Annotated in this window: 21 protein-coding genes and 1 pseudogene; 7 read left to right on the top strand and 15 right to left on the bottom strand. The window is 66.3% G+C overall.

The genetic code is table 11. From position 1 onward, the window contains the following. Together ACIQ51_RS08665 and ACIQ51_RS08670 are read right to left on the bottom strand one after the other, a co-directional pair. Positions 1-222, bottom strand: a pseudogene (locus tag ACIQ51_RS08665) (hypothetical protein); the annotation flags it as partial. 207 nt (positions 223-429) lie between these two features. Further along, positions 430-1,695, bottom strand: a complete 1,266-nt coding sequence (locus ACIQ51_RS08670; RefSeq protein WP_396204641.1) for a FecR domain-containing protein — start codon at positions 1,693-1,695, stop codon at positions 430-432. Between the two features lie 297 nt (positions 1,696-1,992). Here ACIQ51_RS08670 and ACIQ51_RS08675 point away from each other — a divergent pair, with 297 nt between their 5' ends. After that, positions 1,993-3,354 carry an amidohydrolase gene (locus ACIQ51_RS08675; RefSeq protein WP_396204642.1) on the top strand — a complete coding sequence of 454 codons (1,362 nt, stop codon included), beginning with the start codon at positions 1,993-1,995 and terminating at the stop codon, positions 3,352-3,354. Here the strand turns inward: ACIQ51_RS08675 and ACIQ51_RS08680 are convergent. Further along, positions 3,343-4,740 (bottom strand): sulfatase-like hydrolase/transferase, encoded by a 1,398-nt coding sequence (locus ACIQ51_RS08680; RefSeq protein ID WP_396204643.1) that lies wholly within the window; start codon positions 4,738-4,740, stop codon positions 3,343-3,345. The two genes, ACIQ51_RS08675 and ACIQ51_RS08680, sit on opposite strands and share 12 nt — an antisense overlap. Before the next feature lie 223 nt (positions 4,741-4,963). Between ACIQ51_RS08680 and ACIQ51_RS08685 the strand changes: the two genes are divergently transcribed. The 4 genes from ACIQ51_RS08685 to ACIQ51_RS08700 all read left to right on the top strand — a co-directional run bounded on the left by ACIQ51_RS08685 (position 4,964) and on the right by ACIQ51_RS08700 (position 10,494). Beyond that, positions 4,964-6,415 (top strand): alkaline phosphatase PhoX, encoded by a 1,452-nt coding sequence (locus ACIQ51_RS08685; RefSeq protein ID WP_396204644.1) that lies wholly within the window; start codon positions 4,964-4,966, stop codon positions 6,413-6,415. A 92-nt stretch (positions 6,416-6,507) separates the two neighbouring features. Beyond that, positions 6,508-8,400 (top strand): cytochrome c peroxidase, encoded by a 1,893-nt coding sequence (locus ACIQ51_RS08690; RefSeq protein WP_396204645.1) that lies wholly within the window; start codon positions 6,508-6,510, stop codon positions 8,398-8,400. 135 nt (positions 8,401-8,535) lie between these two features. Continuing rightward, entirely contained in the window at positions 8,536-9,045 is a 510-nt protein-coding gene (locus tag ACIQ51_RS08695) for a hypothetical protein (RefSeq protein WP_396204646.1), read from the top strand. A gap of 144 nt (positions 9,046-9,189) precedes the next feature. Further along, positions 9,190-10,494 (top strand): universal stress protein, encoded by a 1,305-nt coding sequence (locus ACIQ51_RS08700; protein ID WP_396204647.1) that lies wholly within the window; start codon positions 9,190-9,192, stop codon positions 10,492-10,494. Between the two features lie 47 nt (positions 10,495-10,541). Here ACIQ51_RS08700 and ACIQ51_RS08705 read toward each other — a convergent pair whose 3' ends face one another. The 9 genes from ACIQ51_RS08705 to ccoN all read right to left on the bottom strand — a co-directional run bounded on the left by ACIQ51_RS08705 (position 10,542) and on the right by ccoN (position 19,185). After that, entirely contained in the window at positions 10,542-10,766 is a 225-nt protein-coding gene (locus tag ACIQ51_RS08705; RefSeq protein ID WP_396204648.1) for a hypothetical protein, read from the bottom strand. Positions 10,767-10,859: 93 nt separating this feature from the next. Then, on the bottom strand, positions 10,860-11,003 hold the full coding sequence (ccoS, locus tag ACIQ51_RS08710; RefSeq protein WP_396204649.1) for a cbb3-type cytochrome oxidase assembly protein CcoS: 144 nt from the start codon (positions 11,001-11,003) through the stop codon (positions 10,860-10,862). An 11-nt stretch (positions 11,004-11,014) separates the two neighbouring features. Continuing rightward, on the bottom strand, positions 11,015-13,495 hold the full coding sequence (locus tag ACIQ51_RS08715) for a heavy metal translocating P-type ATPase (RefSeq protein WP_396204650.1): 2,481 nt from the start codon (positions 13,493-13,495) through the stop codon (positions 11,015-11,017). Further along, complete coding sequence (locus tag ACIQ51_RS08720) at positions 13,485-14,213, bottom strand: sulfite exporter TauE/SafE family protein (RefSeq protein ID WP_396204651.1); 729 nt, start codon at positions 14,211-14,213, stop codon at positions 13,485-13,487. The genes ACIQ51_RS08715 and ACIQ51_RS08720 overlap by 11 nt, the downstream gene beginning before the upstream one ends. Beyond that, entirely contained in the window at positions 14,210-14,716 is a 507-nt protein-coding gene (locus ACIQ51_RS08725) for a FixH family protein (RefSeq protein WP_396204652.1), read from the bottom strand. The genes ACIQ51_RS08720 and ACIQ51_RS08725 overlap by 4 nt, the downstream gene beginning before the upstream one ends. Beyond that, a complete protein-coding gene (gene ccoG / locus ACIQ51_RS08730; RefSeq protein WP_396204653.1) occupies positions 14,713-16,149 on the bottom strand; it encodes a cytochrome c oxidase accessory protein CcoG in 1,437 nt (478 codons plus the stop codon). The genes ACIQ51_RS08725 and ccoG overlap by 4 nt, the downstream gene beginning before the upstream one ends. A 7-nt stretch (positions 16,150-16,156) precedes the next feature. Beyond that, positions 16,157-16,732: a cbb3-type cytochrome c oxidase N-terminal domain-containing protein gene (locus tag ACIQ51_RS08735; protein ID WP_396204654.1), complete on the bottom strand. Its 576-nt coding sequence runs from the start codon at positions 16,730-16,732 to the stop codon at positions 16,157-16,159. Positions 16,733-16,735: 3 nt separating this feature from the next. Continuing rightward, positions 16,736-16,930, bottom strand: coding sequence for a cbb3-type cytochrome oxidase subunit 3 (locus ACIQ51_RS08740; RefSeq protein ID WP_396204655.1), 195 nt, complete (start codon positions 16,928-16,930; stop codon positions 16,736-16,738). Then, positions 16,930-19,185 carry a cytochrome-c oxidase, cbb3-type subunit I gene (gene ccoN / locus ACIQ51_RS08745; protein WP_396204656.1) on the bottom strand — a complete coding sequence of 752 codons (2,256 nt, stop codon included), beginning with the start codon at positions 19,183-19,185 and terminating at the stop codon, positions 16,930-16,932. The genes ACIQ51_RS08740 and ccoN overlap by 1 nt, the downstream gene beginning before the upstream one ends. Before the next feature lie 194 nt (positions 19,186-19,379). On the opposite strand from ccoN, the gene ACIQ51_RS08750 reads away from it, so the two are divergent. Together ACIQ51_RS08750 and ACIQ51_RS08755 are read left to right on the top strand one after the other, a co-directional pair. Further along, positions 19,380-19,904: a DUF411 domain-containing protein gene (locus ACIQ51_RS08750; RefSeq protein WP_396204657.1), complete on the top strand. Its 525-nt coding sequence runs from the start codon at positions 19,380-19,382 to the stop codon at positions 19,902-19,904. Then, positions 19,901-20,443: a GNAT family N-acetyltransferase gene (locus ACIQ51_RS08755; protein ID WP_396204658.1), complete on the top strand. Its 543-nt coding sequence runs from the start codon at positions 19,901-19,903 to the stop codon at positions 20,441-20,443. The genes ACIQ51_RS08750 and ACIQ51_RS08755 overlap by 4 nt, the downstream gene beginning before the upstream one ends. Here ACIQ51_RS08755 and ACIQ51_RS08760 read toward each other — a convergent pair. Genes ACIQ51_RS08760 through ACIQ51_RS08770 form a run of 3 tightly spaced genes read right to left on the bottom strand, consistent with a single transcriptional unit; the run spans position 20,440 to position 24,785 of the window. Further along, positions 20,440-21,909 (bottom strand): ArnT family glycosyltransferase, encoded by a 1,470-nt coding sequence (locus ACIQ51_RS08760; protein ID WP_396204659.1) that lies wholly within the window; start codon positions 21,907-21,909, stop codon positions 20,440-20,442. The two genes, ACIQ51_RS08755 and ACIQ51_RS08760, sit on opposite strands and share 4 nt — an antisense overlap. Continuing rightward, positions 21,906-23,888 (bottom strand): 1-acyl-sn-glycerol-3-phosphate acyltransferase, encoded by a 1,983-nt coding sequence (locus ACIQ51_RS08765; RefSeq protein WP_396204660.1) that lies wholly within the window; start codon positions 23,886-23,888, stop codon positions 21,906-21,908. Before ACIQ51_RS08765 ends, ACIQ51_RS08760 begins: the two co-directional genes overlap by 4 nt. Beyond that, positions 23,889-24,785: a GNAT family N-acetyltransferase gene (locus ACIQ51_RS08770; RefSeq protein WP_396204661.1), complete on the bottom strand. Its 897-nt coding sequence runs from the start codon at positions 24,783-24,785 to the stop codon at positions 23,889-23,891. Between the last annotated feature and the right edge of the window lie 80 nt (positions 24,786-24,865).

Consider the following 24,865-nt stretch of genomic DNA (forward strand, 5'->3'; position numbering starts at 1 on the left):
GCGCACCCCACCCTGACAATCGAGAAACACGCGCAGCGATGACTGCATCACGCTGTCGGGGAGGACGGTCGTGGCGGCGGGTCGTCCCCGTCCGGCGGGCGGCGTGGCCGGGGGCGTGGCCGGGGGCTCCTCCCCCTGCGCCGACAGCACGGAAACGGGAAGGACCAGCGAAAGCAGCACCGCCCGCAGCAGCGCCGCGGGCGTCAGGTTCACGAAGGGCATGACATGTCTTGTATTGGGGACCGCCGTCTCGACCCTCGGGTCGCGGTCGGGCGGCGGCAGGCCGTCGGAAGGACCAGATGTCCATGTACGGCAGCCGAAACATACCGGAGATCAACGCACGATCGGTCCGAAGTGTTCAGTCCCCCGAGGACGCCTCACATGACGTCACTCTCGCAACTCATCCCCTGTGCTGTCGGCGGGTGTGGGCTATTTCTTCGTCGTCGGCGCCTCGGGCCCCGCACTGAACTCGAGGCGGTCATCCTTGCCGAAGGAGATGGTAAGGTTGGCCGCTGCGGTCAGGGCCTTGGTGGCATCACCCGACGACGCGAGCGCAATGCGCATGGAGACCGGCCGATCGCCGATGCGTTCATCGATCAGGGCGGCATTGATGCCGAACCAGCGGACCAGCTCCGGTACGACCGACTTGAGTGGCGCACGGTCGAAGACGATGCTGTCGCGGGTCCAGGCCAATGCCACATCACGCGCCACGCCATCGAGCACGGTGATGGCGCCCTGTGCCCATCGCACGGCCGATCCGGCCTGCACGCGCTGCGCAGCTCCACTGCTGCGGTCGGTGATCATCACGCTCCCGTCGGTAACCTGTACCACCACCGCCTGGTCCTCGGGGTAGTGGCGTACCGTGAAAACCGTGCCCGTAGCCGACACGGTGACGGCACCGGCACGGACCGAGAAGGGAAGCGACTGCGCGCTGGCCGATGCCGTCGTGGTGAAGGTCGCCGTGCCATCCAGTTGGATGGTGCGCTGGGTCCGGCCGAACGCCTCCGGGATCACAAGGCGTGTTTCGCTCCCCATCGCGGCTTTGGTGCCGTCGCGCAGCGTGAGCGTCCCCCGCTGCCCCCTACCCGAGGTGAGGGTCTGTACCTCGTCACCCTTGAGCGCGCGGTCCACCGCTACTTCGCTTCCCGCTTTGTCGAGGACGCGCTGCCCGATGATGATCGCCACCATCGCCGCCACCGTACCGCCGCCGTACAGCAGCCATTTCGGTCGGCCGGCCACGCGCTCGACATGCGCCTTGGCATGCGCACGTTTGGTGGTCCGTGCCTCCTCGGCCGCCCTGACGTGGTCCACCGGAGGGGCATGGAGTGCGTCGAGCAGGTGTGTCACCGCCTCGTCAATCGAGTCGACGGTCACGTGGGGCGTGGCCTGGTCCTCGCGGCGATGTAGCGCCGCGTGTTTGTGGCGCTGAATGTCGGCCTCTTGGCGCGTGGCTTCCTCGAGAAAAGCCGACAGCGCCACGGGATTCTGGAAGCGCTCGCGCGCCTGCCACGCGTCGAGCATGGCCTTGTGCGCGACGCGTCCGCGGAAGTGCGCGAGTCCGTGGCCCAGCCGCTCGGCGGCCGCGGCGAGCAGACCGTCGTACTGTTGCCGATAGATGAGAGTCAGGGCGTTCTCGTCGCCGTTGACGAATCGGGTCACGATCGATGCGTCGGGGGTGGGCAGCACGGTCGTCATCGAACTCTCTCCTCGTCCGGGCGGAAACGCGCAGGCAGTGGGTGGCGGAGTCGGCGAACCGCGGCCGCGATCGGCGTCCGCGATCGGCGTCCGCGATCGGCGTCCGCGATTGGCGCTCCACCTACCGCACACTGCGCCCGGGTTTGCCCTCCCCGCAAACGGAAAAACCTGACGGGGATCGAGGGATTCTCCATCGTCGAGGCGGCCCCCCGCCGGTCGCCAGGGCACCATCGCCGTCATTCCATGGGGGCCTTGTGGCGGTGACCACGGGCAAACGGTAGCTTCGCAAGGAGGGGCGTGACGGTCCCATCCATTCCTCAGCCACGTCAGGTGCTCATGCGATCGATTCTATCGGCTACTGCCGCCGCCGTTACCGCTGCATCACTCGTCGCCACGTCGCTCGGCGCGCAAACGGCGCCCGAGACGGCGCTGAGCAAGATGATCGAGAGCCGGTTGCCCGAGGTGATGCCGAAGGTCGTGACGTGGCGTCGCGACATTCACCAGCACCCCGAATTGAGCTTCGAGGAGAAGCGCACGTCGGCGATGGTGGCGGAGCATCTCCGCAAGTTGGGGCTCGAAGTGCAGGCCCCGGTTGGTCGTACCGGCGTGGTGGGCATCCTACGCGGCGGCAAGCCTGGCCCCGTGGTCGCGCTCCGGGCCGACATGGACGGTCTGCCCGTGACCGAGCTTGTGGACGTGCCGTTCAAGAGCACCGTGCGCACGCAGTGGCAGGGACAGGAGGTGGGAGTCATGCACGCCTGCGGTCACGACAACCATGTCGCCATTCTCATGGGCGCTGCCGAAGTGCTCGCGGGGATGAAGGCGCAGATCCCCGGCACCATCAAGTTCCTCTTCCAGCCAGCCGAGGAAGGGCTGGGTGGCGCGCAGGCCATGGTGAACGACGGTGCGCTGCTCAATCCGGTGCCGGAGGCCGTGTTCGGCTTGCACGTGTGGCCCAACACGGTCGGGCAGATCGCCGTGCGGCAGGGTCCCATCATGGCGGCCGCGGGCAACTTCAAGATCATCGTGAAGGGCAAGCAGACGCATGGCTCGCAGCCCTGGTCGGGGGTGGATCCGATCGTGGTGTCGTCGCAGATCGTCTTGGGGCTGCAGACGATCGCCAGCCGTCAGGTGAACGTGGCGTATCTGCCGAGCGTGCTCACGGTGGGACAGATCACGGGCGGCAACCGCAGCAACATCATCCCCGACAGCGTGGTGATGGTGGGCACTTTGCGCACCTTCGACGACAACATGCGCGCCGACATCGCCATGCGAATCAAGCGTACGGCGGAAGATATTGCGCGCTCGGGCGGCGCGACGGCGATCGTGGAGATCGACAAGGGCGGGCTGGTGACGAAGAACGACACGTCGCTGACCGATCGCATGCTCCCCACGTTGCGCCGTGCCGCCGCGGGCGCCGTGGCGATCGTCAATCCGGTGATGGGATCCGAAGACTTCCCGGTCTTCACGCAGAAGATCCCGGGCATCTTCTTCTTCCTCGGCGTGACGCCCAAGGACAAGGATCCCAACACGGTGCCGGTGAATCACTCGCCGCTCTTCTTCGCTGACGAAGGAGCGCTCATCACCGGTGTGCGTTCCATGACCGGCCTCGCGGTGGACTACCTCAGCATGAGCGCGAGAAAGACGTCAGCGAAGTGACGCGGCCTCGGCGTTCACTTCTTTCTCCCACGCATTGAGCTTGAGGCGCAGGCGGCGCGCCACGTCGGTATGCAGGCGCGCCACGTCGTTCCGTTCCCCCGGGTCCTTGCGCACGTCGTACAGGTAGAGGTGGCTGCCGTCGACGACGATCTTCATGTCGCCCTCGCGCACCGCGTGCATCACACGGTGCTCCTGCGTGGAGCGCCAGAAGAGTGTGCGCGAGGCGACGGGGGCCGTGCGCTCGAGGATCGGGAACAGGTTGATGCCGTCGGGCCGCGCCTCGGTCGGTACACTCACCTTGGCAGCGGCGAGGACCGAGGCCGTGAGATCCATCGTGACCCCCACCTGCGGGGTGACCGTCCCGGCCGGAATGCGGCCGGGCCAGCGCATGATCGCCGGCACGCGGATGCCACCTTCCCACGTGGTCCACTTCCGATTGAACAGCGGGGCGTTGTTCGAGAGCCACTCCCCGCCGTTGTCGTTGGTGAAGATCACGATCGTGTTGCGGGCGAGGCCCTGCCGTTCGAGCGTGGCGAGTATCGCTCCCACGCCACGGTCCATGTGCTCGACCATCGCCACGTAGTCGGCACGCGAACTGGTGACCGAGTCGGCCGGCTTGAGGAATCGCGCGTTGCCGACGGCCACCGTTGGCGTGTCGGGACGCTGAAAGGGCCAGTGTGGTGCGTTGTACGCTACATCGATGAAAAAGGGACGCGTGGCGTTCTGCTCGATGAACGCGATTGCCTTGGTGGTAATGAGGTCGGTGGTGTATCCCTCGACCGTCACGCGCGCGTCGTTTTCCCAGAGATCCGGCTGGCCACGGCTGTCGTGGTGGCGCCAGTAGTCGTGATAGCCGCTCTTGAGCCCGAAGAACCAGTCGAAGCCGTGCGCCTTGGGGCTCTGGTTCGGCCGATAGCCCAGATGCCATTTCCCCACGAGAGCGGTGGCATACCCGCCGTTCTTGAGGAGGCGTGGCAGCGAGTAGGGCAAGGCGTCGAGGCCACGCTCAGCCATCTCCCCCGCCGCGCCCGATCCGGCGGGGAGCGGCGACTCCACCAAGTAGCGCTGCTGGTAGCGGCCGGACATGAGTCCGGCGCGCGTGGGCGTGCAGGTAGTGCCGTTGGCGTAGAAGTCGGTGAAGCGCACCCCTTCCCGCGCGAGGCGATCGAGATTGGGCGTACGGATGTCCGTCGCACCGTAGCTGCCAAGGTCGCCGTATCCCATGTCGTCGGTGATGATGAGGACGATGTTGGGACGGTCGGCCGGTTGGGCCGCACGGACTGGTGACGAGGTAAAGAGGACAGCAAGGCCGACGGTCATCAGCCGCTCGGTCGATCGCCCGAGTCGATCGACCACACGCGTCACGGGGTTGGGGACGAGCATCATGATGGGTGCTTCGGATGAAGAGGGGCGGCACAAACGGCAGCGAGTGGTCACGCCGCGTCACGGCCAAAGCTGCGTCCGGATTCCCCGGCACACCAGAGAGCCGTGGCCAGGCCGTGACATGGGCGTGACCCCTCGGTGCCGCGTCCGTTTCACGGCCCGGCGTATGTCCGGTGTCCGCGCACCGCGCCGGTGCAATTCGACGTCCGACAACCCGCTCTCCTTCATGCGTTCTCTTGCCCATCGTGCGGCGCTCGCCGCCGCCGTCGCGCTGCTCGCCGCCTGCGGCGACGACACGACGCTCGACGCCCCCGTCATTGCCCCGATCGCGCTGAAGAACCAGTCGACCACGCCCGCGCTGCTCAAGTCGCTCACGTCGGGGGTCGAAATCTTCAGTCTCGTCAGCAGTGACGACCAGTTGGCTGCTTCGCCCAATTTCGTGTTCGGCGGATCGGCCGATGGGGGTGGACTCCTCCGCAATCCCGACGGCTCGTTCATGCTCCTCACCAACCATGAGGACAACTTCGCCGTTTCGCGCGTGCGCCTCGACAAGAACCTCAAGCCGATCTCCGGCGACTACGTCGTGAATTCCACGGCCGGTCGCTACCGTCTCTGCTCTGCCACGCTCGCCACGCCCGAGGAGCATGGTTTCGGCCCCCTCTTCCTCACCGCCGGTGAGAGCAATGAAGAGTCGGAGATTCTCGCGGTCGATCCGTTTGCTGCCGCGAACACCCCCCGCTACCTCGGCGCGTTCGGTCGGTTCAACACCGAGAATGCCGTGCCCCTCCCCAAGACGGCATACCCCAATCGCACCGTGGTGCTGATTGGCGACGACGACTCGGGCGCCGAAGGTGGCCAGGTGGCCATGTACCTGTCGAATACCGTGGGGGACCTGGAGGGTGGGAGCCTCTACGTGCTTGCGCGCACCGACAACAACATGCGCGAGCGGGACATGGTTGTGGGCCAGACCTACAACGTGGAGTTCCGGCGGGTCGCCAATCAGCGTACCCTCACGGGGCGTCAGATCAACCAGGCGGGTGCCGCGCTCAACGCCATCAGTTTTGCGCGCGTGGAAGACGTGGACTACCGCAAGGGCAGCGCGGCGAACAGTCGCGAGATCTACTTCAATGCGACGGGGCAGAACAACACCGGCGTCAACGCCGATTACAGCCGTAGCAAGTACGGTCGCGTCTATCGCCTGCGCCTGAACGAAACCGATCCCACCAAGGGCACCCTCGAGGTGATCGCCGATGGTGATGATCGCAACGGTCCGGCCAAGCTTTTCCAGAACCCCGACAACGTCGTGGTGACGGAGAACTACGTCTACATCCAGGAAGACGACAACGGCTACGGCGACGAAACGCACGACGGCTACATCTACCAGTACAACATCGGCACCAAGGAGCTGCGGCCGGTCCTCGAACTGGATCACCGTCGCACGCAGGCCGACGCACCCCTCTACAATGCCGTCGGCGCCCGCCCGGCCGGCAAGGCTGGCTGGGAGTACGGTGCCATGATCGATGTGTCCACGCTCACCGGGCAGCCGAACACGTTCATGGTGGCGTTGCAGCCGCACTCGTGGCGCGGCGACAAGTATCGCGGGGTGGATGGTGGTACGCTGCGCCCTACCGAGAACCAGGCCAGCATGTGGGTCATCGTGAAGGGGCTGCCGCGTTAAGTCACGCGCGGATCGCTCGCTGACGTCATTCCGCACCATTCCGGCCCGGAACCATGTTCCGGGCCGGTCGTGTCTCCCGCAACGCCTTCCACATGTCGTCGTTCAGATTCACCGCGCTCCTCATAGTCACCGTGGCCACTGTCGCCGCCGTGTCCGGCTGTGGTCCGTCATCGACGACCACCAAGGCTGCTGACTCGGCGAGCGCCTCGTCTCCCCGCGCCATGCAGGTTGTACAGGGCTGGCGCGCTCAACTCGACACGCTCGACCTACAGGTTAGGCGACTCGACCGGAGCGTGCGCGCCCTCGATACGGCCCCGGAGGTGGAGGCGGCACGCACCGCATTCATCGCTGCCCGCGCGTCGTTCAAGCGTGTCGAGGTGGGGCTAGAGTACTATGCACCGTCGACGACCAAGGCCATGAACGGGCCCGCCCTGCCAGAAGTCGAGGAGGAGGAGGGGCCGGAAGCGGTGTTTCCGCCCACCGGCTTTCAGGTGATCGAGGAGTTGCTCTTCGGCGGCGACCCGCTCGCCGAGCGTGAGACCTTGCGGCACGAGGTCGAGACGCTGGGTCAGCTGGTGTCCAAGGCACGGACCAAGATGCAGGTGCAGGAGGCCAGCGATGCCCACGTCTTCGACGCGAGCAAGCTGGAACTCGCGCGCATCGTGGCGCTGGGGATCACCGGGTTCGACTCGCCCGTGGCCGGGTTTTCGCTGGCGGAAGCCGATGCGGCGCTCGAAGGGATCCAGCGCGCAATGGCCCCGTATCGCACGGAGCACGACTCGTGGCAGCGCCTGCAGGGGGCCCTCGCCTCGGCGCGCGCCACGTTGCAGCGCACCGCCGATCGCCACGGCTTCGACCACTTCGCCTTCATCGTGAACGAAGCCAACACCATCGGTGTCGAGCTGCAGGAGCTGCGTGTGCATCTGCGGGTGGCGGTACCGGCGGAGCGGCGTGCATTTCGCCTGACCGCAGCCACCCTGTTCGACACCAACGCCTTCGATCCGTGGGCACTGGCACCGATGGCCGCACCTCGCAGTCGCACGGCACTCGAGGCGCAGGTCGCACTCGGGGCCCGCCTCTTTCACGACGGCCGTCTCTCCGCGGATGGTCGCCGCGCCTGTAGTTCCTGCCACCTGCCGGAGAAGGCGTTCACCGATGGCTTGCCAGTGAATCGTGCGCGCACCGGTGCACGGCTTTCCCGAAACACCCCGAGTGTGATCAACAGTGGTCTGCAGGTCGGGCAGTTCGCCGACCTGCGCACCACCTATCTCGAGGATCAGGTGACCGACGTGGTCGAGAATGTCGATGAGATGCACGGCAGTCTCGACGCCGTCGTGCGAGTGCTTGCGCGCGATTCGAGCATGGTGGCGGCGGCTCGGGTTGCCTTTGTCGACGAGGATCCCGGCGCACCGGCACTCACTGCATCGCACCTCCGGCGTGCTCTTGCCGCCTATCAGCGCAGCCTCACGCGCCTGAACTCGCCGGTGGATCGTGCCCTGCGTGGCGACCCATCCGCAATCAACGACGAGGTGCGTCGGGGCTTCAACGTGTTCGTGGGGAAAGGGAAGTGTGCCACGTGCCACTTCCTCCCGCTTACGAACGGCACCGTGCCCCCGATGTACCAGAAGTCCGAGGTCGAGGTGCTGGGCGTACCGACGCGTGCGGTAATCAGAAACGGCACGGTGGACCCAGACGAGGGACGCTACCGGCTCTCACGCGCTACACCGCAACGGTATGCCTTTCGTACGCCAGCCCTCCGCAATGTTGCGCTCACTGCGCCGTACATGCATAACGGGGCGTATCCCACCCTCGAGAGCGTTGTGGATTTCTACAACCGGGGGGGCGGTCATGGGGTGGGTGTGCGTCTCGACAATCAGACACTGCCTCCCGACTCGCTGGGCCTCAGCAGCGCAGACACGCGCGCGCTTGTGACCTTCATGCGGGCACTCACCGACACCACGGGCACGCAACAGCGCATCCAGTGAGGCGTATTGCAGGGCGGATGGCGGGGCCTATTGCAGGGGCGCGCCGAACCGTCGGGGTTGCTGGCGGAAAATCCAAGGGCGCCCCAGCTTCACGGTGCGACCGCCTGGCAGCATGCGACCTCCACGCGGCGCGGGATGTCGACCCTTGCCATCAGTGGCCTGCCCATGACGATCTACAGCATCAACATCATGTGGGCGATCGTATTGTTCGGTGTCCTGCTCTGGTCCACGGCGGGCGACTGTCTCAATGCCGCGTTGCGCCCCGGCATGCGGCGCATGAGCATGGTCCTGAGCTACGGCGTGCTGGCGTGGATGCTGGCGGATCTACCCGTCCGTGAAGCCGCAACTACGTGGCTGCTCTTTGCTGCGTTCGGCGGGGTGCTCAGCTTTGCCTACGAGCTGTGGGCGCGCCGCAAGTATGCCGGCACGGGCCGGATACCTCGCTCGCTCGTGCAGCCGCTGGGATTGCTCCTGTGGCCCGCGATGATCCCGAATGCCGTGGGCATGATGTTCAATGATGCAGGCATCCTGCCTGCCGATGAGCGCGCGGAGACGCACGCAGAGGATGCACAGCGTATCACGGGTGAGATGCCAACGCCAACCGCTACACCCAAGCAGCGACGCGCGCTGTACGATACGCGTTGAGAAGCCCTGAGGCGGCTCCCGACAGCATGTGAGGGCTTTGCCGCATGGCATGGCAACGCACATGGGGCATACTGGCACGGCGGTCAGTGATGTGGTCACCCCGCCCGGTCCACCGTACGCCCCATTTCCGATGGAGAGGTGTGCATGCCCGCCCGCACGTCGTCCAGTCTGCTCGAACCGTTCGATCCCGTCATGCCGCCGCATGGTCCTATTCTGGTGGCCAGCGATACGTCGCCGGCTTCCGACGCGGCGTTTCCGATGGCGCGTGTGCTTGCCGCTCACACGGGGGCTGCCGTGCAGGTCATCAGCGCCCTCGGCGCCAGCGCGATACCAACGTACGCCTTCGAGGCCGTGTCACATCCCGTGGTGCCAACTCCCGACCAGCTCGACGCGCGCGCTCAGCTGGTGCGGCAGCAGGTGGCGATGCTCGAGCCCGGGTCCGGTGCCTCGGGCGCGCCACCATGGCCGGTTCAGGTGCGCGTCGGCGATCCCGTGCGGGAGATCGTCGGGCAGGCACACGCCACCGAGGCGCGGCTGATCGTGGTGGGACGCGGTCGTCATGGCATGCTCGAGCGGCTGCTCGGCGGAGAGACGGTGCTGCGGCTGTTGCAGCTTGGCGACACGCCGGTGCTGGCGGTGGATGCGCACCTGGAGTCGCTCCCCCGGCGGGTGATCATCGCGACCGACTTCAGCGTGTTCAGCGTGTATGCCGCGCAGGTCGCGCTCGACTTCGTGGCCCCTGATGCAACGGTGGCGCTCGTGCACGTGGCGCCCTCCCTCAGCCACACGGGACCTGTGCAACGGGAGTTCTCGAGCGAATACCGGCAGCAGGTTTCTGCCAGCTTTCTCACCCTCATTGAGCAGCTGCAGCGCCCGGGATTGACCTTCGAGACGCGTTTGCTCGAGGGGAACGTATCCACGCAGCTCGCGGGCGATGTTGCCGAGTTTGGGGCCTCGCTGGTGGTGTCGGCGACGCACGGCTACGGTTTCCTCCGACGCATGATGCTGGGCAGCGTGGCCGCTGAGCTGGTTCGCTCAGCGCCCTGTTCAGTACTGTGCGTACCGGGCAGCGCGCACACGCTCGCTGCGGCCCGGGCCCAGGCAACGGCCCTGCACGACCACACGCACCTGCTCGACATGGAAACGCTGGATCAGGCGCTCTTCACCTTTTCGGTCCGTCATGCTGGCCGGGCGTGCACGGTGGAGGTGGTCAATCGCGAGGCGGGGGCACATTCAATCGGCCATCATCTGCGGCTCGCTGGCGTATCGTACGAACGCGCAGAGCGGACGGCCACGCTCATGTTCGGCACATCCGTTGGTGAAGGGCAGCACCTGTCACATCAGGTCCCCGACTGCCGACAGGTGGAGCTGGTCGTGGATGGTCATGAGCGTGATCAGTTGCTGCGCTTCACCCACGCGCGTGGTCAGACGCTGGTGCTGCTGGAGTAGCGTCGCGTCGTGCGGTCCTCAGCGGCCACGGAGCGCCCGGCGGCTGCTTACTCGCGGCGCGCGTTCGCGGCGCGGCCGCCCAGTGCCCGGGCGCGCACGCTGTCCATGATACGGGCCATGTCAGCCTCGTACATGGCCCGCTCGTCAGCGGTCCAGAGGTCGGAGTTGGCGGCGGCCCGGATGGACGCCATCATCTCGTCCACGAGGTCACGAAGCCGAGGATTCCGACGGCGGTCAATGCCGTCGTGCTGACGGACTGGGGCCTTGGTCATTGGCGTATGGTCCGATGGTGCTGGCAGAGGGCCAGTCAGTGGTCCGGCAGGCAAGAGCGACGTGACACGTCGCCGCCCATGGGAGGTACGGTTTCAGCGCCCCTCGTCACGCAGCATACGCACGGCGGGCGTCTCCAGATCGTCCAGCTGGCCGCTGCGGGCGCTCCACACGAAGGCCCAGACGGCAGCGCTTACGATCACCAGCGCGAGCGGCAGCACAATGAAGATCACGCTCATGGAATGGACGCCTACGGTGCCGCGGTGTCCTGACGGTCACGCGCGAAGGTGAAGCCGTACCAGCTGCCCAGTACGACGGAGATGGAACTGGTGGGCATCAACACGGCCGCGATGAGCGGGGTGAGTATGCCAGCTACGGCCATGCTGGCACCGAGGATGTTGTAGCCGATCGAGAAGGCAATGTTCCGGCGGATCACCCGCATGGTGCGTCGTGCACCCTCCGTGAGCTCCACAAGTCCCGACAGTCCGGGACGGGACAGATAGATATCGGCGGTGGTGAGACACGCTTCCGCGCCCCCGTGCATGCCGATCCCCACGTGTGCCGCCGCGATCGCTGCCGCATCGTTGACGCCGTCGCCTACCATTACCACCGTACCATCCTGCTTGCTGCGTTCCACGAACGCCCGTTTGTCTTCGGGCGACGCTGCGCCGATGGCATCTTGCGCCTCGAACTCGAGCGCCCGACCCACCGACGCGACCACGTCTGTTGCATCTCCACTCAGCATCACGGTCCGCCACCCGCGTGCCCGCAACTGCTGCAGCGAAGCGAGTGCCTCGTCCCGCACTCGATCGCCAAGAGCAGCTACTGCAATCAGCACGCCATCCACGGCCACGTGAACGGGCGTGTGGGTCCTGTCCATCGCTTCGGATGCAAAACGAAGCCTTTCATCCGTTGAGCAGGTACGCTCCGCCACAAACCGAGGAGAACCGATGCACACGGTGCGCCCGTCGATTACTCCTTCCATCCCGCCGCCCACGACATGCCGCGACGCCTCCACCTGCGGTGTGGTCAGCGCGGGCCAGGCACGACGGAATCCATCGGCGATGGGATGTGACGAGCCCGCCTCAAGCGCTAGCACCAGCGGTTTCACCCACTCAGGGCCCACCCAGGCGGTGAGGGTGGTGCGCCCCTCGGTCACCGTGCCCGTCTTGTCGAGCACCAGGATGCCCGGCTTCGCCAGCAGTTCGATCGCGTCGCCGCCCTTGATGAGCATGCCACGGCCGGCGGCACGCCCTACCGCGACGGTGATCGCCAGCGGTGTGGCCAGCGCCAACGCGCACGGGCAGGTTACGATCAGCAGGGCGATGGCATCGTCGAGTGCCGTCGCGGCGTTGCGCTCCGCCTTGACGAGATAGGTGGCCGCGGCCACTACGAGCACGACGGCGGTGAATACGCCCGCCAGCCGGTTGGCGAGCTGTACTATGGGGGCGCGCCGCTGCGTACTCTCCGCGACTTGACGCAAGAGCGTGGCAATGCGGCTCGTCTCTCCCGCCTGCTCCACCTGCACCAACAACGGCGATTCCACATTGAGCGTACCGGCGAACACGGTGGTCCCTTCGGCCACGCTCGCGGGGCGTGATTCTCCGGTGAGTAACGAGGCGTCCACACTCGACTGTCCGTGGACGATGATGCCGTCGGCGGCAAACGTTTCACCTGCCCGCACGTCGAGCCGCATGCCGGGGAGCAGCGCCTCCGCGGGGATCTCCCGCACCCGCGCATCAGCGCCGTCCACGATACGTGCCGTGTTCGGCGCGATCGCGTGCAGCATCTCCGCGGCATCCATGGCCATGCGCTGGCCACGCTGCTGCAGGAAGCGCCCCACCAGGAGCGCAAAGATGAGGATGGCCAGCCCATCGAAGTAGATCGGCCCTTCGCCCGTGACCGTATTGATCGCGCCACGCACGAACCCTGCGCCGAGGGCGATCGCGATGGGCAGATCCATGTGGAGCGCCTTCGTGCGTACCGACGCCCACGCGCCGGCAAAAAACACGCGCCCTGGCCACACGAACGCCGGCACCGTGATGGCAAAGCTCACCCAGCGGAAGAACTCCGTGAAGCGCGTCTCCATGCCGCTCACCTCCCCGGCGTAGAGCGCGAGCGCTGCCAGCATCACGTTGATGGCGATGGCGCCGGCGATGCCGATACGCACCAGCATGGCCCGGTCTTCGCGGCGCCGCATGGCGGCGCGTGCGACGCCGCGGAAGGGATGCGGCGGATACCCCAGTGCGTCGAGCGACCGTGCGATCGCCGAGAGCGGCGTAGCGTTCGCATCCCACTCCACCACAGCCAGTGAGCGACGCATGTCCAGCTCGGCGCGCACCACCCCGGACTGCAGCAACGGCATGCGCTCCACGAGCCATACGCACGATGCGCAGTGCACACCCTCGAGATACAACTCGGTGCGTGAGCACGCCTCGCCCGAGCGTGTCACGTATAACTGCGCAAAGGTGGGGTGATCGAACTCCTCGTAGTTTCGCCCCGAGGCGCGCACGGGTGTCGCGCGCCGTTCAGCAAAGGCGTAATAGGTTGTGAGGTTGTGGTCATGCAGGATGTTGAACGTCGTCCGACATCCCGTGCAGCAGAACTGTTGCTCGACCTGATCGTCAAGCAGGCCCTCCGGCACCGGTAGGCCACAGTGCGCACATGCCGCGGCGGTAACCGGCTCGCTGTGGGTAGGGGTTCCGGCAAGGCGGAGGACGTCAGTGAGCATGGGCATGCTCCGGCGCCGTGGTAGTGGTCGCGCTCAGGTGGCTGCCGCTCGGCAGCAGGCGACCCGACATCGACAGCAGCCCCATGATCAACACGACCGTTGCGCTGAGGGCCGGCAAGCGACGGCGAACCGGTGCGAGCACGGTCTGGGCGCCCACACCGACGGCGACCACGGCCGGGACGGTGCCGAGCCAGAAGACCAGCATGGTGGCGACCGCGTTCCGCACGCTGCCGGTCCCGCCAGCGGTGGCGACGAAGACGTAGAGCCACCCGCACGGCAGCAGGGCGGTCAGAAGGCCGGTGAGTCCGGCACGCAGCGCGAGCGGCTGTGCGCGAACGGGCAGCAGGATGCGGCCGAGTGCCCGCTGCCACGAAAGTGGGACCCGTGCCGCTCCGAGCGACACACCGTGCTGGGCCGCAATGACGGTAATGGCCCAGCCAACCATGAGGGCGCCGGCCACGACGGCCGCCGCCTGGCTGACCCCTGCAAGCGCGCCGATCCTCGAGACACCCGAACCGATCGCCCCAGCGATCGCGCCAAGGGTGAGATAGGCCAGCAGCCGGCCGCCGTTGTACATCGCATGTGCCCGCAGCGCGGAGGGATCGTGGCTCGGCGCTGAGCCGGCGTAGAAGCACACGAATCCGCCACACATGCCGGCGCAATGCACACTGCCCACCAGGCTCGCCACGAGCACGCCGGCGGCGGTGGCCGTGATCACCGGGCCACTCGCGCTGGGGCCTGCGCCACGTGTACCGCGTGCACCCGCGAACTGGCGGAGAATCGCTGCGAGCCATGTGAGGCATCCACGCGTACCTCCCATTCACCGGCGCGGGCGATCGGCAGCTCGGCGCTGTACATCCCCGGTGCCGCTTCGGTGAGCACGGCCGTGAGCGTGTCGTTCGCGCGCGCGTTGTGGCGTGCCATCACCGCCACCCGCGCACCCGCCAGCGGAGACGACGAGGCATCACGCAGGTGCACCGTCAGGCGCGTGTGGGTACCGTCGCCGATCGAGTCGATCTGCGTCTGGATTCCCCAGCCGAGGCTGAGGTTCGCGCGCTGCTGAGCCATCGCGGAATCGAAGTGTACGGCCTTGCGGTAGTAGTCCGGCTCCACCGCGAACGACGGGTCATCGTTCGCGATGCGCATGACCACGATGTTGGCCGCCACCGTGGTGCCGAGGATCGCGGCCACGCCAATGGGCCACCCCAGACCCTGCTTCATTTGAAGCTCCCTGCCGCGCTCGACGTGGGACCGAGCAGTCGGTACGTCACCGATTCCCGATAATCACGCTCGTCGGACACGTTGATGGTGATGAAACGCTCGCCCTTGGTGAAGGCTCGCGGCGGCAGGAGCACGAAGGCGCTGGTGATTCGTGTGTCGCCGGCCTGTACGGTCAGCGGGTTCTCGGGGAGCACGACCGTGACTTCGCGTGGCGCCACATTGGCTGGCGCGAGGCTGTCCAGCACGATGCGATACGCCATGTCGGCACCGCGACGGTTGGTGATCTTGATGCGGATCTGGTTGGCAATGCGTCCATCGGCCTCGGTGGTGAAGGGGCCATCGAGCCCGCGCAGCACGGTGAGGTCTGCCGCCTTTTTGACGTACATTGTGCCCACGAGACCACCGCCAAGCAGGGTGAGTACGATCGGATAGAGGATCGTGCGCAGGCGCAGCAGGTGCTTGGGCTTACCGGCAATTTCGTCCTGCGACGAATAGCGAATGAGCCCCGTGGGCTTGCCGATCTTCGTCATGATCTCGTCGCAGGCATCGATACACTGGGTACAGTGCACGCACTCCATCTGCAGGCCGTTGCGGATGTCGATGCCGGTGGGGCAGGTCTGCACGCAGGCGTTGCAGTTGATGCAGTCGCCCGCATGGGGATCGCGGTTCTTTGCGCCCAGCGCGCGCGGTTCGCCACGGACGTAGTCGTAGGCCACGATCTTCGATTGGCGATCGATCAGCGCCGATTGCCACCGGCCGTACGGGCACACGATCAGGCAGGTCTGTTCGCGGAAGTACGTGAAGTTGAACCACACGATCCCCGTGAAGAGCACCACGAAGAAGAACGCCGACGGATGATCAGCCGGTGAGCCACGCATCCAGCCGTACAGTTGCGGGATGCCCACGAAGAACGCGAGCATCGTGTGCGACACGAAGAGCGAGAGCAGGAAGAACGTGAGGTACTTGCCAAGCCGTCGCGGCGTGAACCAGGCGCCCTGCTTGTCGAGCGCACGCGACTGCGTGTACCCGCCGTCGAACCAGCGCCCGATGGGGCGGAAGAGGTATTCGAGATAGACGGTCTGCGGGCAGGCCCAGCCACACCAGGCACGGCCCCAGAGCGCCGTCACGAGGAAGATGCCAATCACCACGCTGCCCAGCGAAAACATGAACAGCAGCGTGTCGGTGGGCAGGAACGTGTAGCCCATCAGCGTGAACTCGCGGCGCGGCAGGTCCATGAGGAAGACCGGCTTGCCGAAGATCCGCAGATGCGGTGCGGCGAAGAAGGCCGCCATGAGGAGGTAGGCCACGACCTGCCGTCGGCGCCACCACTTCCCGTGTGATGGTTTGGGGCGGATCCACCGGCGGCTGCCATCCTCGTTGAGCGTGGGGAGGACGCGCCGCCCTACGCCAGGAGGTGCTGCGGTGCCGCTCACGATCCACTCACGGGGTAACCAGCGTGCCTTGCGGGGCTTTCGGATTGGCCGGGGTGCTCCCCCGCAGCGTACTCACATACGCGACGACGGCCGAGAGTTGTTCGGTATTGAGTGTCTTGCCCCAGGGCGGCATACCCTTCTCGAGCACGCCATTGGTGACCGTCGTGTAGACGTCGGTGATTTTGCCGCCGTGCAGCCAGTAGGCGTCGGTGAGGTTGGGGCCGATCAACCCGCCGCCGTCCGGTGCGTGGCATGAGGCGCAGTAGGCGCGGTAGGTCTCCTCGCCTTCCTCGAGGGCTTCGTGATCCTTGGCGAGCGCCAGCAGCTGATCGGACGACATGTCGCTACCGGTCAGCGCAGGATGGGCCTTCGCGTAGGCGGCCATGTCGGCGTCGTAGTCGGCCACGCGCCCTTTCCCGTTGCCGACCGGGCCGATGTTGAACAGGTAGATCACCGAAAAGATGATCGTGCCGGCGAAGGTGAGCAGCCACCAGCGCGGCATGGGGTTGTCGTACTCCTGGATGCCGTCGTACGTGTGGTCGAGCAGCTTGTCCTGGATGTCGTCGTTCGTGGGGCCAGCCATGGGTCAGCGCTCCATGGTGCGGGGCGTACGCACCCCATCGTCTTCCAGCGGTATCCGGGACGCGGCGTCCAGCTCCCGGCGCCTGGACGGCAGAAAGGTGTGAATCGCGATGGCGATGAACACCCCAAGGAAGAGGACCAGCGCAACTTCCGTGTACACGGAGAGCTGCGCGTACGACATGATGTCGGAGAGCTTCATCAGTTGCTTCCTCCGCTGGCTGTCACGTTGCCACCCTTGTCGGCGGTGGTTGTCACCTTGATGTCGCGGCCGAGGCGCTGCATGTAGGCGACGATGGCGACCATCTGCTTGTCCTCGAGGCCGGCCGGGCCGCCCTGTTCCACGATGGCCGCAGCGATCTGCTTTGCCTGCGCACGCGCCATGTCGGGCGCCATGTTGACTGCGTCGCCATACGGCACGCCCACCATCGCCATCGCGTCCACACGGCGCTGAATGCCGTCGAAGTCGAGGGTCTTGGTGCTGAAGTGCGCATACGCCGGCATGATCGACTTGGCAGTTACGGCGCGCGGGTTCTCGAAGTGGCGCACGTGCCAGAGGTCGGGGTACTTGCCACCTTCGCGGGCCAGATCCGGACCGATCCGGCGTGAACCCCAGAGGAACGGATGCTCGTACACCGACTCCCCCGGCTTGCTATACTCGCCGAAGCGCTCGGTCTCGTAGCGGAAGGGGCGCACCATCTGCGAGTGGCAGTTGAAGCAGCCTTCCGCGATGTAGATGTCGCGCCCTGCCAATTCGAGTGGCGTGTACGGCGTGACCGACGCGATCGTGGGCACGTTCGACTTGATGAGGAACGTGGGGAGAATTTCGAAGAGGGAGGCCACCACGACCGCCAGCACCGTGAGGGCCGTAAAGAGCATCGGTGCCCGCTCCCACGCACGGTGCCACTGTACCTGGTTGAAGCGGGCCCAGAGACCTGCGGCGGGCACGACGGGGTGCTCTTCCACGTACTGCTTCGCCAGGGGCGCCGCTTCGATAACGGGCACCTCGTACGCGGCCGGACGGTTCGCCCACGTCTTGAAGATGTTCCAGCCGAAGATGAACATGCCGACGATGTACAGCGTGCCGCCGGCCACCCGCATCCAGTACATGGGCATCAGCTTGAGCACGGTCTCGACGAAGTCGGGATACGCCAGGCGCCCCGTTTCATCGAAGGCCCGCCACATGAGCCCCTGCGTGACCCCGGCGCTGTAGATGGCCACCACATACAGCACGATGCCGACCGACGCAATCCAGAAGTGCACCTCCATCGCCTTCTTGCTGAAGACCGGCGCCTGGAAGAGGCGCGGCAGCAGCCAGTACACCATGCCGAACGTCATGAAGCCGTTCCAGCCCAGCGCGCCGGTGTGCACGTGCGCGATGATCCAGTCGGTATAGTGTGCGAGGGCGTTGACGCTCTTGATCGAGAGCATCGGGCCTTCGAAGGTGGACATGCCGTAGGCGGTCACCCCCACGACGAAGAACTTGAGGATCGGATCCTGCGCCACCTTGTGCCACGCGCCGCGGAGCGTGAGAAGGCCGTTGATCATGCCGCCCCACGACGGGGCCCAGAGCATCACCGAGAAGAGCATGCCGACCGTGCTGGCCCATTCCGGGAGCGCGGTGTAGTGCAGGTGGTGTGGGCCCGCCCAGATGTACATGAATACCAGCGACCAGAAGTGCAGGATGGACAGCTTGTAGCTGAACACCGGCCCTTCGGCGGCTTTGGGCATGAAGTAGTACATCAAGCCGAGGAACGGCGTGGTGAGGAAGAACGCCACGGCGTTGTGCCCGTACCACCACTGCATGAAGGCGTCCTGCACGCCCGCGTAGATGCTGTAGGACTTCAGGAAGTCCGCCGGCACCGAGAGGTTGTTGAAGATGTGCAGGATCGCCACCGTCACGATCGACGCGATGTAGAACCAGATCGCCACGTAAATGTGGCGCTCACGGCGCTTGATCAGTGTGCCGAAGAAATTGACGGCGAAGGCCACCCACACCACGGCGATGGCAATGTCGATCGGCCACTCCAGCTCTGCGTACTCCTTGGCCTGCGTGAAGCCGAAGGGGAGCGTGAGTGCGGCGGAGACGATGATCGCCTGCCACCCCCAGAAGTGGAAGTTGCTCAGGACATCGGAGAACATCCGGGTCTTGAGCAGGCGCTGCGTGGAGTAGTAGCCGCCGGTGAAAAACGCATTGCCCGCGAACGCAAAGATCACGGCGTTGGTGTGCAGCGGACGGAGTCGGCCGAACGACGTCCACTCCAGGCCGAGGTTGAACAGCGGATGCGCGAGCTGCAGCGCAATGAGCAGGCCGACGACCATGCCCACGATACCCCAGACCAGGGTGGCGAACAGGAACTTGCGAACGATCGCGTCGTCGTAGGAGAAGCGATCGAGCATGGGGCCGGAGGGGCGGGGAGCAGCGCTGGCGGGTGCCGCGCTGGTTGCGGGAGGCATCGAATTCCCTCGTGGGAGTATGGGCTTTGGGCCGTGCGAGGGAGATTCTAGGTCCTTGCATGACGTCGCTCCGTCAGGTGGCCGACGGGAATTCGTCGGGGAAAACCCGATCCGCAGGGTGGATTGGGCCGGGCGGTGCCGTTGTCGCGTGTCGGGCTGGAACGAAGCCGAGTAGAAGCGGCTATACTTCGGCCATGTCCACGCACTTCGACGCCGCCTCAGCGGCCCCCGGCCTGGCGGATGGCCCGTCCTCGCGCCGGGCCTTTCTGCAGACGGCAGCGCTCACCGTGGCCGGGCTGCTGGCCGCTCGCCCGCTCCGGGCTGCGGCGCAGCCGTCCGTCCCCTCGGTGCTCAGCATGACGGTGTACAAGGACCCCAACTGCGGGTGCTGTGCCGAATGGGTCACGCACGTGAAGCAGGCGGGGTTCGCCGTCACGGTCCGTGACATCGCCGACATGGCCAGCGTCAAGGCCAGCTTCGGGGTCCCCGACGCCCTCGGCTCGTGCCACACCGCGAAGGTGGGACCGTACGTGGTGGAAGGGCATGTGCCCGCCGATCTCATCAAGCGCCTGCTCAGGGAACAGCCGGCTGGTCGTGGCTTGGCGGTACCGGGGATGCCCATGGGCTCTCCCGGCATGGAGCAGGGCGGCCGCAAGGACGCCTACGACGTCCTGCTGTTCGACAAGGCGGGGAAGACCAAGGTGTACGCGTCGCGGTGAGCACGGCGGCGCTGTTTCCGGTGGACCGTGAGGAGCCGGTCCCGGCCCGCCCCCTTCCTGCCTTCCGGGTGGGCGAGGTGCTGGTGCACCACGCCGAGGAGCGGGATATCCCGGCGATCGTGGCGCTCAACAATATGTATGCGCCCGACGGACTCACCCTCATGCGGAGTGAGGTGTTCGTCACCGCGCACCTGCAGGATTATCAGGTCGTCCGCGCCCCCGACGGTTCGATCCTCGGGCAGGTGGCCCTCGACGAGTACACGCCGTCGCTGGTGGAAATCGTGTCGCTGGCCGTGGCCCCCGACCAGCAGGGGCACGGGCTGGGGCAATGTCTGATCACCGCCGCGGAGCATCTGGCGCGCGAGCGTGGGCACCACGAGGTCTTCGCGATCTCGCTGGCCGAAGCGCTCTTCCTGCGCATGGGCTTCATGCTGACGAGCATCGAGATCTACCCTGAGAAGATCGCGCGCTACCGCACGATTTCGCGCTCCGAGCTGTCGATCGGCCGGAAGTTCTGCTTTACCAAGAAGCTGCGCTAGAGCTGTTTCTGAGGCGCACGGACGACGTCGTAGCGGATCACCTCGACCCCGCGTCCGACGGAGACCGTATCGCGAACGGTGATGGACAGCGAGTCCCCGCCCAACTGTGTCGCGGACACCGGTGATGTGCCGCCGGCACCGCGGCGCCGCTCGAGGAGCACGCCTCGTTCTCCCGGTCCGAGTGCATCGCCGGGATGCCGGAACGGAAAGTGATGCGGGTCGGCGCAGAGGCACACGATGCGAGCATTGGGACCAGCGGCGACGCCTACTTGGCCCCCCTGGATCCAGCTGCGGACGACGTACAGATCGGCGGGCACGATGGCGGCATCCCATCGTACACCGTCACGTGTGGGGTCCTTGTCTCGGACGGACGCGCTGAGGAACCGATCGACCACGGGGGTACTCACATGAAGTACAAGCGCGGCGACGAGGCTCGCCGTAGCAAGGGCACCACCCCGTAGCCAGCGGCCCGCCGTTGGTGTCGCCGCGGCCCACGCACCGAGCAGCGGAAAGACGTAGAGCCACCCCGGAGCCGTCCAGTGGGGGAGCCCACGTGCGCCACCCAGCGGAATGAGCGAGAACGCCAGAATGGGGAGCGCGGCGATGCAACGAAAGAGCCGTCGCGCCCGCTGGGCGCGCTGACCGTTGGCCGGCGCGCGCACCAATGCGATGCCAAGGGGAACGGAGACCCACGGCAGCAACCAGGCGATCTGCCCACCCAGCATTTCGACGAACGGCGCCGGTGACCATTGCTCCGCGTGGGCGCGTCCCCCCTGAAAACGAAACGACACCCACTCGTGCTGCGCGTTCCACCAGACGACGGGGGTGCAGGCCACCATCACGATGAGGAGCGCCATCCATGGCCATGGCGTACGCAAGTGGCGGCGGGCATGCGCGTCGAGCAGCAGGTACATGCCCAACCCGCTTACCAGCAGCAGTGCGTGGTATTTCGCCAGCGCGGCGGCACCAAACGCGAGGCCGGCTGCGAACCAGCGCCACTTGCCGTGTTCTGCAGGTTCCTGCCCGGTGGTCTCGTCCACCACGAGCGGATAGAGCAGGTACACGCCGAGCATCGACAGGAAAAGCAGCGGCCCATCAGGGAGCACCCACGACCCCGAGGTGATGCCCAGCACGCCACTCGCGGCGAGCGCGAGGACGGCATAGCGAGCCGCCACATCGCCGAAGGCTCGGGCCGTGAGCTGGCCTACGAGCCACAACGTACCGGTGAAAAGTACCAGAAAGGGGAGACGAACGGCGATGGCCTCTGTGCTGCCGGTCAGCCACGTCATGGCCCCTGCCAGCCAGAAATGCAGCGGCGGATGATCGAAGTAGCTCACGGACCACGGACGCGCCACACTGACCGCATAGGCCTCATCCACGCCGAGTCCCAATACGACGGCCACGGTTGCTCTGACGAGCAGACTTGCCGCGATGATCAAGGTGCGCGACGGCAGGCGCGCACTCATCGGGCCGCCAACGCCGGCCGGCCCTGGCTGATCCGGTTCACGCGCGGGTATCGGGCTGATGCCGCAAGCCAGATGACGAGCCACACGAACGCCATCCGCCACGCGGTCTGTTGAATGACGGTTCTGGGGCGATTGATGGTGGCCAGCCCGGATGGCAGCGCATGACCATCCCATCGTACGACCGGATTGCTGAAGAGTGATTCGTGCTCGCCATCGGCGACCACGCGAAGATAGCCATCGCTGGGTCGTGCCACGGCGAGAAGCACAACGGTGGTATCGCGCCAGCGATGCGCAGCGCTCCCCTGCCCGTTCGTGGCGCGCGCCCATCGCACGACGGTACGTCCTCCCTGACCAACGATACGGACCGCGGCCACGCGACCGCTGACCCTGAGACGCAAGGTGTCCCCGTGCATGGTCAGATGCTCGAGATGTAGCGTCCCCGCATGATCGCGCGCGCGGATACCATAGGCCCGCCCTTCGCGCAGCGCCTGTACGATGGCGCGCCGCGACGTGTCCGGCGCGAGAATACGCGTGAAGTTGCCGCCTGTTTCCCCCGCACCGCCGATGTCGTGCGAGTCGTCGCTCGCCAGCAGCCACACCGGTCGGCCCGCGGAGAGTGCGGTGTCCCAACTGCGCTCGGCGGGCGCCTGGAAGTGATTCAGCACCTCGAGCAGGTCGTAACCAGCCAACTGCGCGAGCGATCCCGTGGTATGACCATGACGCAGCCCTGGATGTGCAATCGCCACCAGATCAGCGTGCTCGTGCAGGCGGTCGATCAGATACTGCTCGTGATGTACGGAACTCCAGAAGGGAAAATCGAACCACAGCACCGATGTCGCACCGATCGCGAGACGATGCGATTTGGCCACATTCCATCCGTGTTCGTAGACGGGCAGCGTTCCTCGTTCCCGGCGTTCAGGGGACTCGTGATAATTGGAGGTCGCCACGACTTGTGTGCCGAGACGACGGTAATGATCGACTACCGCCGACTTCGACTGCTTGCCGGCTGTGACGCCACGCCACGCCCGTGAGTGCGTGTGCAGGTTGGCTCGCCACCAGAGCCGCACACCATCGCGTTGTGGATCGTATTCGTATGGGTTGTACCATGCGGTGCCACGGAAGGGCACCGCGGTCGCGAAATCGTAGGCGGATGCCTGGGCATAGAACATGGCGCCGCCCAGGACGAGGACCCCACACAATCCTCCCACGACTTTCGCCAGACCGGCGGCCATCGCGCGTCTCCATCGGTGACTCCGTTCTCCCGACGGGAGCGAGATGACTGCTCCGGTGCGCACATGCCAGCCGATCTCGGCGCGTGCCCGTGCGGTCACGGGCTTCCGCCCCGTGGTCGCCATGATCGGGGCCAGCCACTGCACATGTACGCACGCGTCACGGCAGGCGCGGACACGCGGCAGGTTGTGCAGCAACGTCTCGTCGTCGATCCAACAGAGCGGTGTCGCGTCGCCCGACGCGGTTGCGCGAAGCGCGACAGGGATGACCGGAACGCCGGCGCGAACGGCGGCCTCAACCAGCGCCGACTTGAACGGGAAGAGTTGCCGGCCGTTGGATGTGGTGCCCTCGGGAAAGAGCACGACCTGTCGTCCCTCCCCGAGCACCCGCTCGAGCTCGGGAAGAGACCGCAGAAGATCCCGCTTGCGCGCGCGGTCGACGAAGACCACGCCAAGCGCCACCGCGAGGGGGCCGATGATCGGCCACGCAGCCACCTCACGTTTGGCGACGAAGGTGACCTCGGCGTCGGCGAGGAGTACCACGATGTCCATCCATGAGAGGTGGTTGGACAGGAGCAGGGCTGCACCATCTGGCCGCTCCCCCGCCGTCGTTCGGCGCACCCCGAGCAGCGCGAGTACCAGACGACAGAGCCATCTGACCACGACGGACGCTGTGGACGAAGAGCTCCTCCGGCGTAGTGCCGCCGGAGCCTGTGGGGCTTCGTCGCGAGGCACGGCGGACGCGATCACTCAGCCGAAGAACGACTGGTAGGCGCGCGGTGACATAGTTCGCGTGTCGAGCAGGACGAGGAAGTCGGTCGTGCCGAACTCGCGGTCGAAGGCGGGCGCACCACAGACCCGTGCGCCAAGCGAGAGATACGCCTCAAAAAGTGACGGCAGCGCAATGGCCGGCGAGGGGCACTCCGCCGGGACCGCCCGCCCGTCGTCGGCGATGGAGCGTACGGCGGGGCGGGGGCGCACATGCAACTGGTCGTGCACTACGGCGCGGCTATGGAGCGTTCCCCAGATTTCACGGGCGACCTGCGGGTCGATACCGGGCACCGAGCAGCACCCGAAGAGGTGGCGCTTCTCATTCCATTGGAGGTAGCGCGCGAGCCCGCGCCAGAGGAGATGCAGCACGCGGCCGTTCCGGTGTGCCGGGGCAACGCAGGCGCGCCCGATCTCCACGGCGTCGGCCAGGATACCACCGGGGATCCCACCGAGCTCGAAGAATTCGGCACTGTAGAATCCGTGACGCGTCGCCGCCATGACCACGGTCTGCAATCGATAGGTGCCGACCACGGTACCGCTTTCCCGATGCACGATCATCAGGTGGTGGAACCACGGATCACGCTGGTCTTCGTCGCGCGCCTGCGAGTTGGCGCTGTCGCCGTCCTGACCGAGGGCCTCACGGAACACCCGATAGCGAAGTGCCTGCACCTCGTGGAGATCGCTGCGCGTCCACGCGAAGCGCAACTCGTACGAGCCCGCCGAGATCACGCCGGGCGGAATCGCGTCGGCGTGATGCGGAAACACCTCGTTGTCGAGGGGGTTCGCCGTCGTGGCATCGGGGGCCTGCGGCATCGAAGCCGACGGCGCCTCAGGGGGGGCGAAGTGTGTCGGGATCGTGTGGGCGCGCGCGATCATGGCAGCTCCGTCGTTCGGGTGGCGGGCTGGCGTTCCCATCGCTGGCCCGTGTCAAGGTGGGCCTGCTGCGTGACCGGATC

The organism is Gemmatimonas sp., assembly GCF_044344655.1.
In the GTDB taxonomy this organism is placed as follows: Bacteria; Gemmatimonadota; Gemmatimonadetes; order Gemmatimonadales; family Gemmatimonadaceae; genus Gemmatimonas.

Coding starts and splice junctions, on each gene's coding strand:
- ACIQ51_RS08670 (WP_396204641.1), bottom strand. CDS start 1,695: ATGACGACCGTGCTGCCCACCCCCGACGCATCGATCGTGACCCGATTC.
- ACIQ51_RS08680 (WP_396204643.1), bottom strand. CDS start 4,740: ATGATGCTCGTCCCCAACCCCGTGACGCGTGTGGTCGATCGACTCGGG.
- ACIQ51_RS08685 (WP_396204644.1), top strand. CDS start 4,964: ATGCGTTCTCTTGCCCATCGTGCGGCGCTCGCCGCCGCCGTCGCGCTG.
- ACIQ51_RS08690 (WP_396204645.1), top strand. CDS start 6,508: ATGTCGTCGTTCAGATTCACCGCGCTCCTCATAGTCACCGTGGCCACT.
- ACIQ51_RS08695 (WP_396204646.1), top strand. CDS start 8,536: ATGTCGACCCTTGCCATCAGTGGCCTGCCCATGACGATCTACAGCATC.
- ACIQ51_RS08700 (WP_396204647.1), top strand. CDS start 9,190: ATGCCCGCCCGCACGTCGTCCAGTCTGCTCGAACCGTTCGATCCCGTC.
- ACIQ51_RS08705 (WP_396204648.1), bottom strand. CDS start 10,766: ATGACCAAGGCCCCAGTCCGTCAGCACGACGGCATTGACCGCCGTCGG.
- ccoS (WP_396204649.1), bottom strand. CDS start 11,003: ATGAGCGTGATCTTCATTGTGCTGCCGCTCGCGCTGGTGATCGTAAGC.
- ACIQ51_RS08715 (WP_396204650.1), bottom strand. CDS start 13,495: ATGCTCACTGACGTCCTCCGCCTTGCCGGAACCCCTACCCACAGCGAG.
- ACIQ51_RS08725 (WP_396204652.1), bottom strand. CDS start 14,716: ATGAAGCAGGGTCTGGGGTGGCCCATTGGCGTGGCCGCGATCCTCGGC.
- ACIQ51_RS08735 (WP_396204654.1), bottom strand. CDS start 16,732: ATGGCTGGCCCCACGAACGACGACATCCAGGACAAGCTGCTCGACCAC.
- ACIQ51_RS08740 (WP_396204655.1), bottom strand. CDS start 16,930: ATGAAGCTCTCCGACATCATGTCGTACGCGCAGCTCTCCGTGTACACG.
- ccoN (WP_396204656.1), bottom strand. CDS start 19,185: ATGCCTCCCGCAACCAGCGCGGCACCCGCCAGCGCTGCTCCCCGCCCC.
- ACIQ51_RS08750 (WP_396204657.1), top strand. CDS start 19,380: ATGTCCACGCACTTCGACGCCGCCTCAGCGGCCCCCGGCCTGGCGGAT.
- ACIQ51_RS08760 (WP_396204659.1), bottom strand. CDS start 21,909: ATGAGTGCGCGCCTGCCGTCGCGCACCTTGATCATCGCGGCAAGTCTG.
- ACIQ51_RS08770 (WP_396204661.1), bottom strand. CDS start 24,785: ATGATCGCGCGCGCCCACACGATCCCGACACACTTCGCCCCCCCTGAG.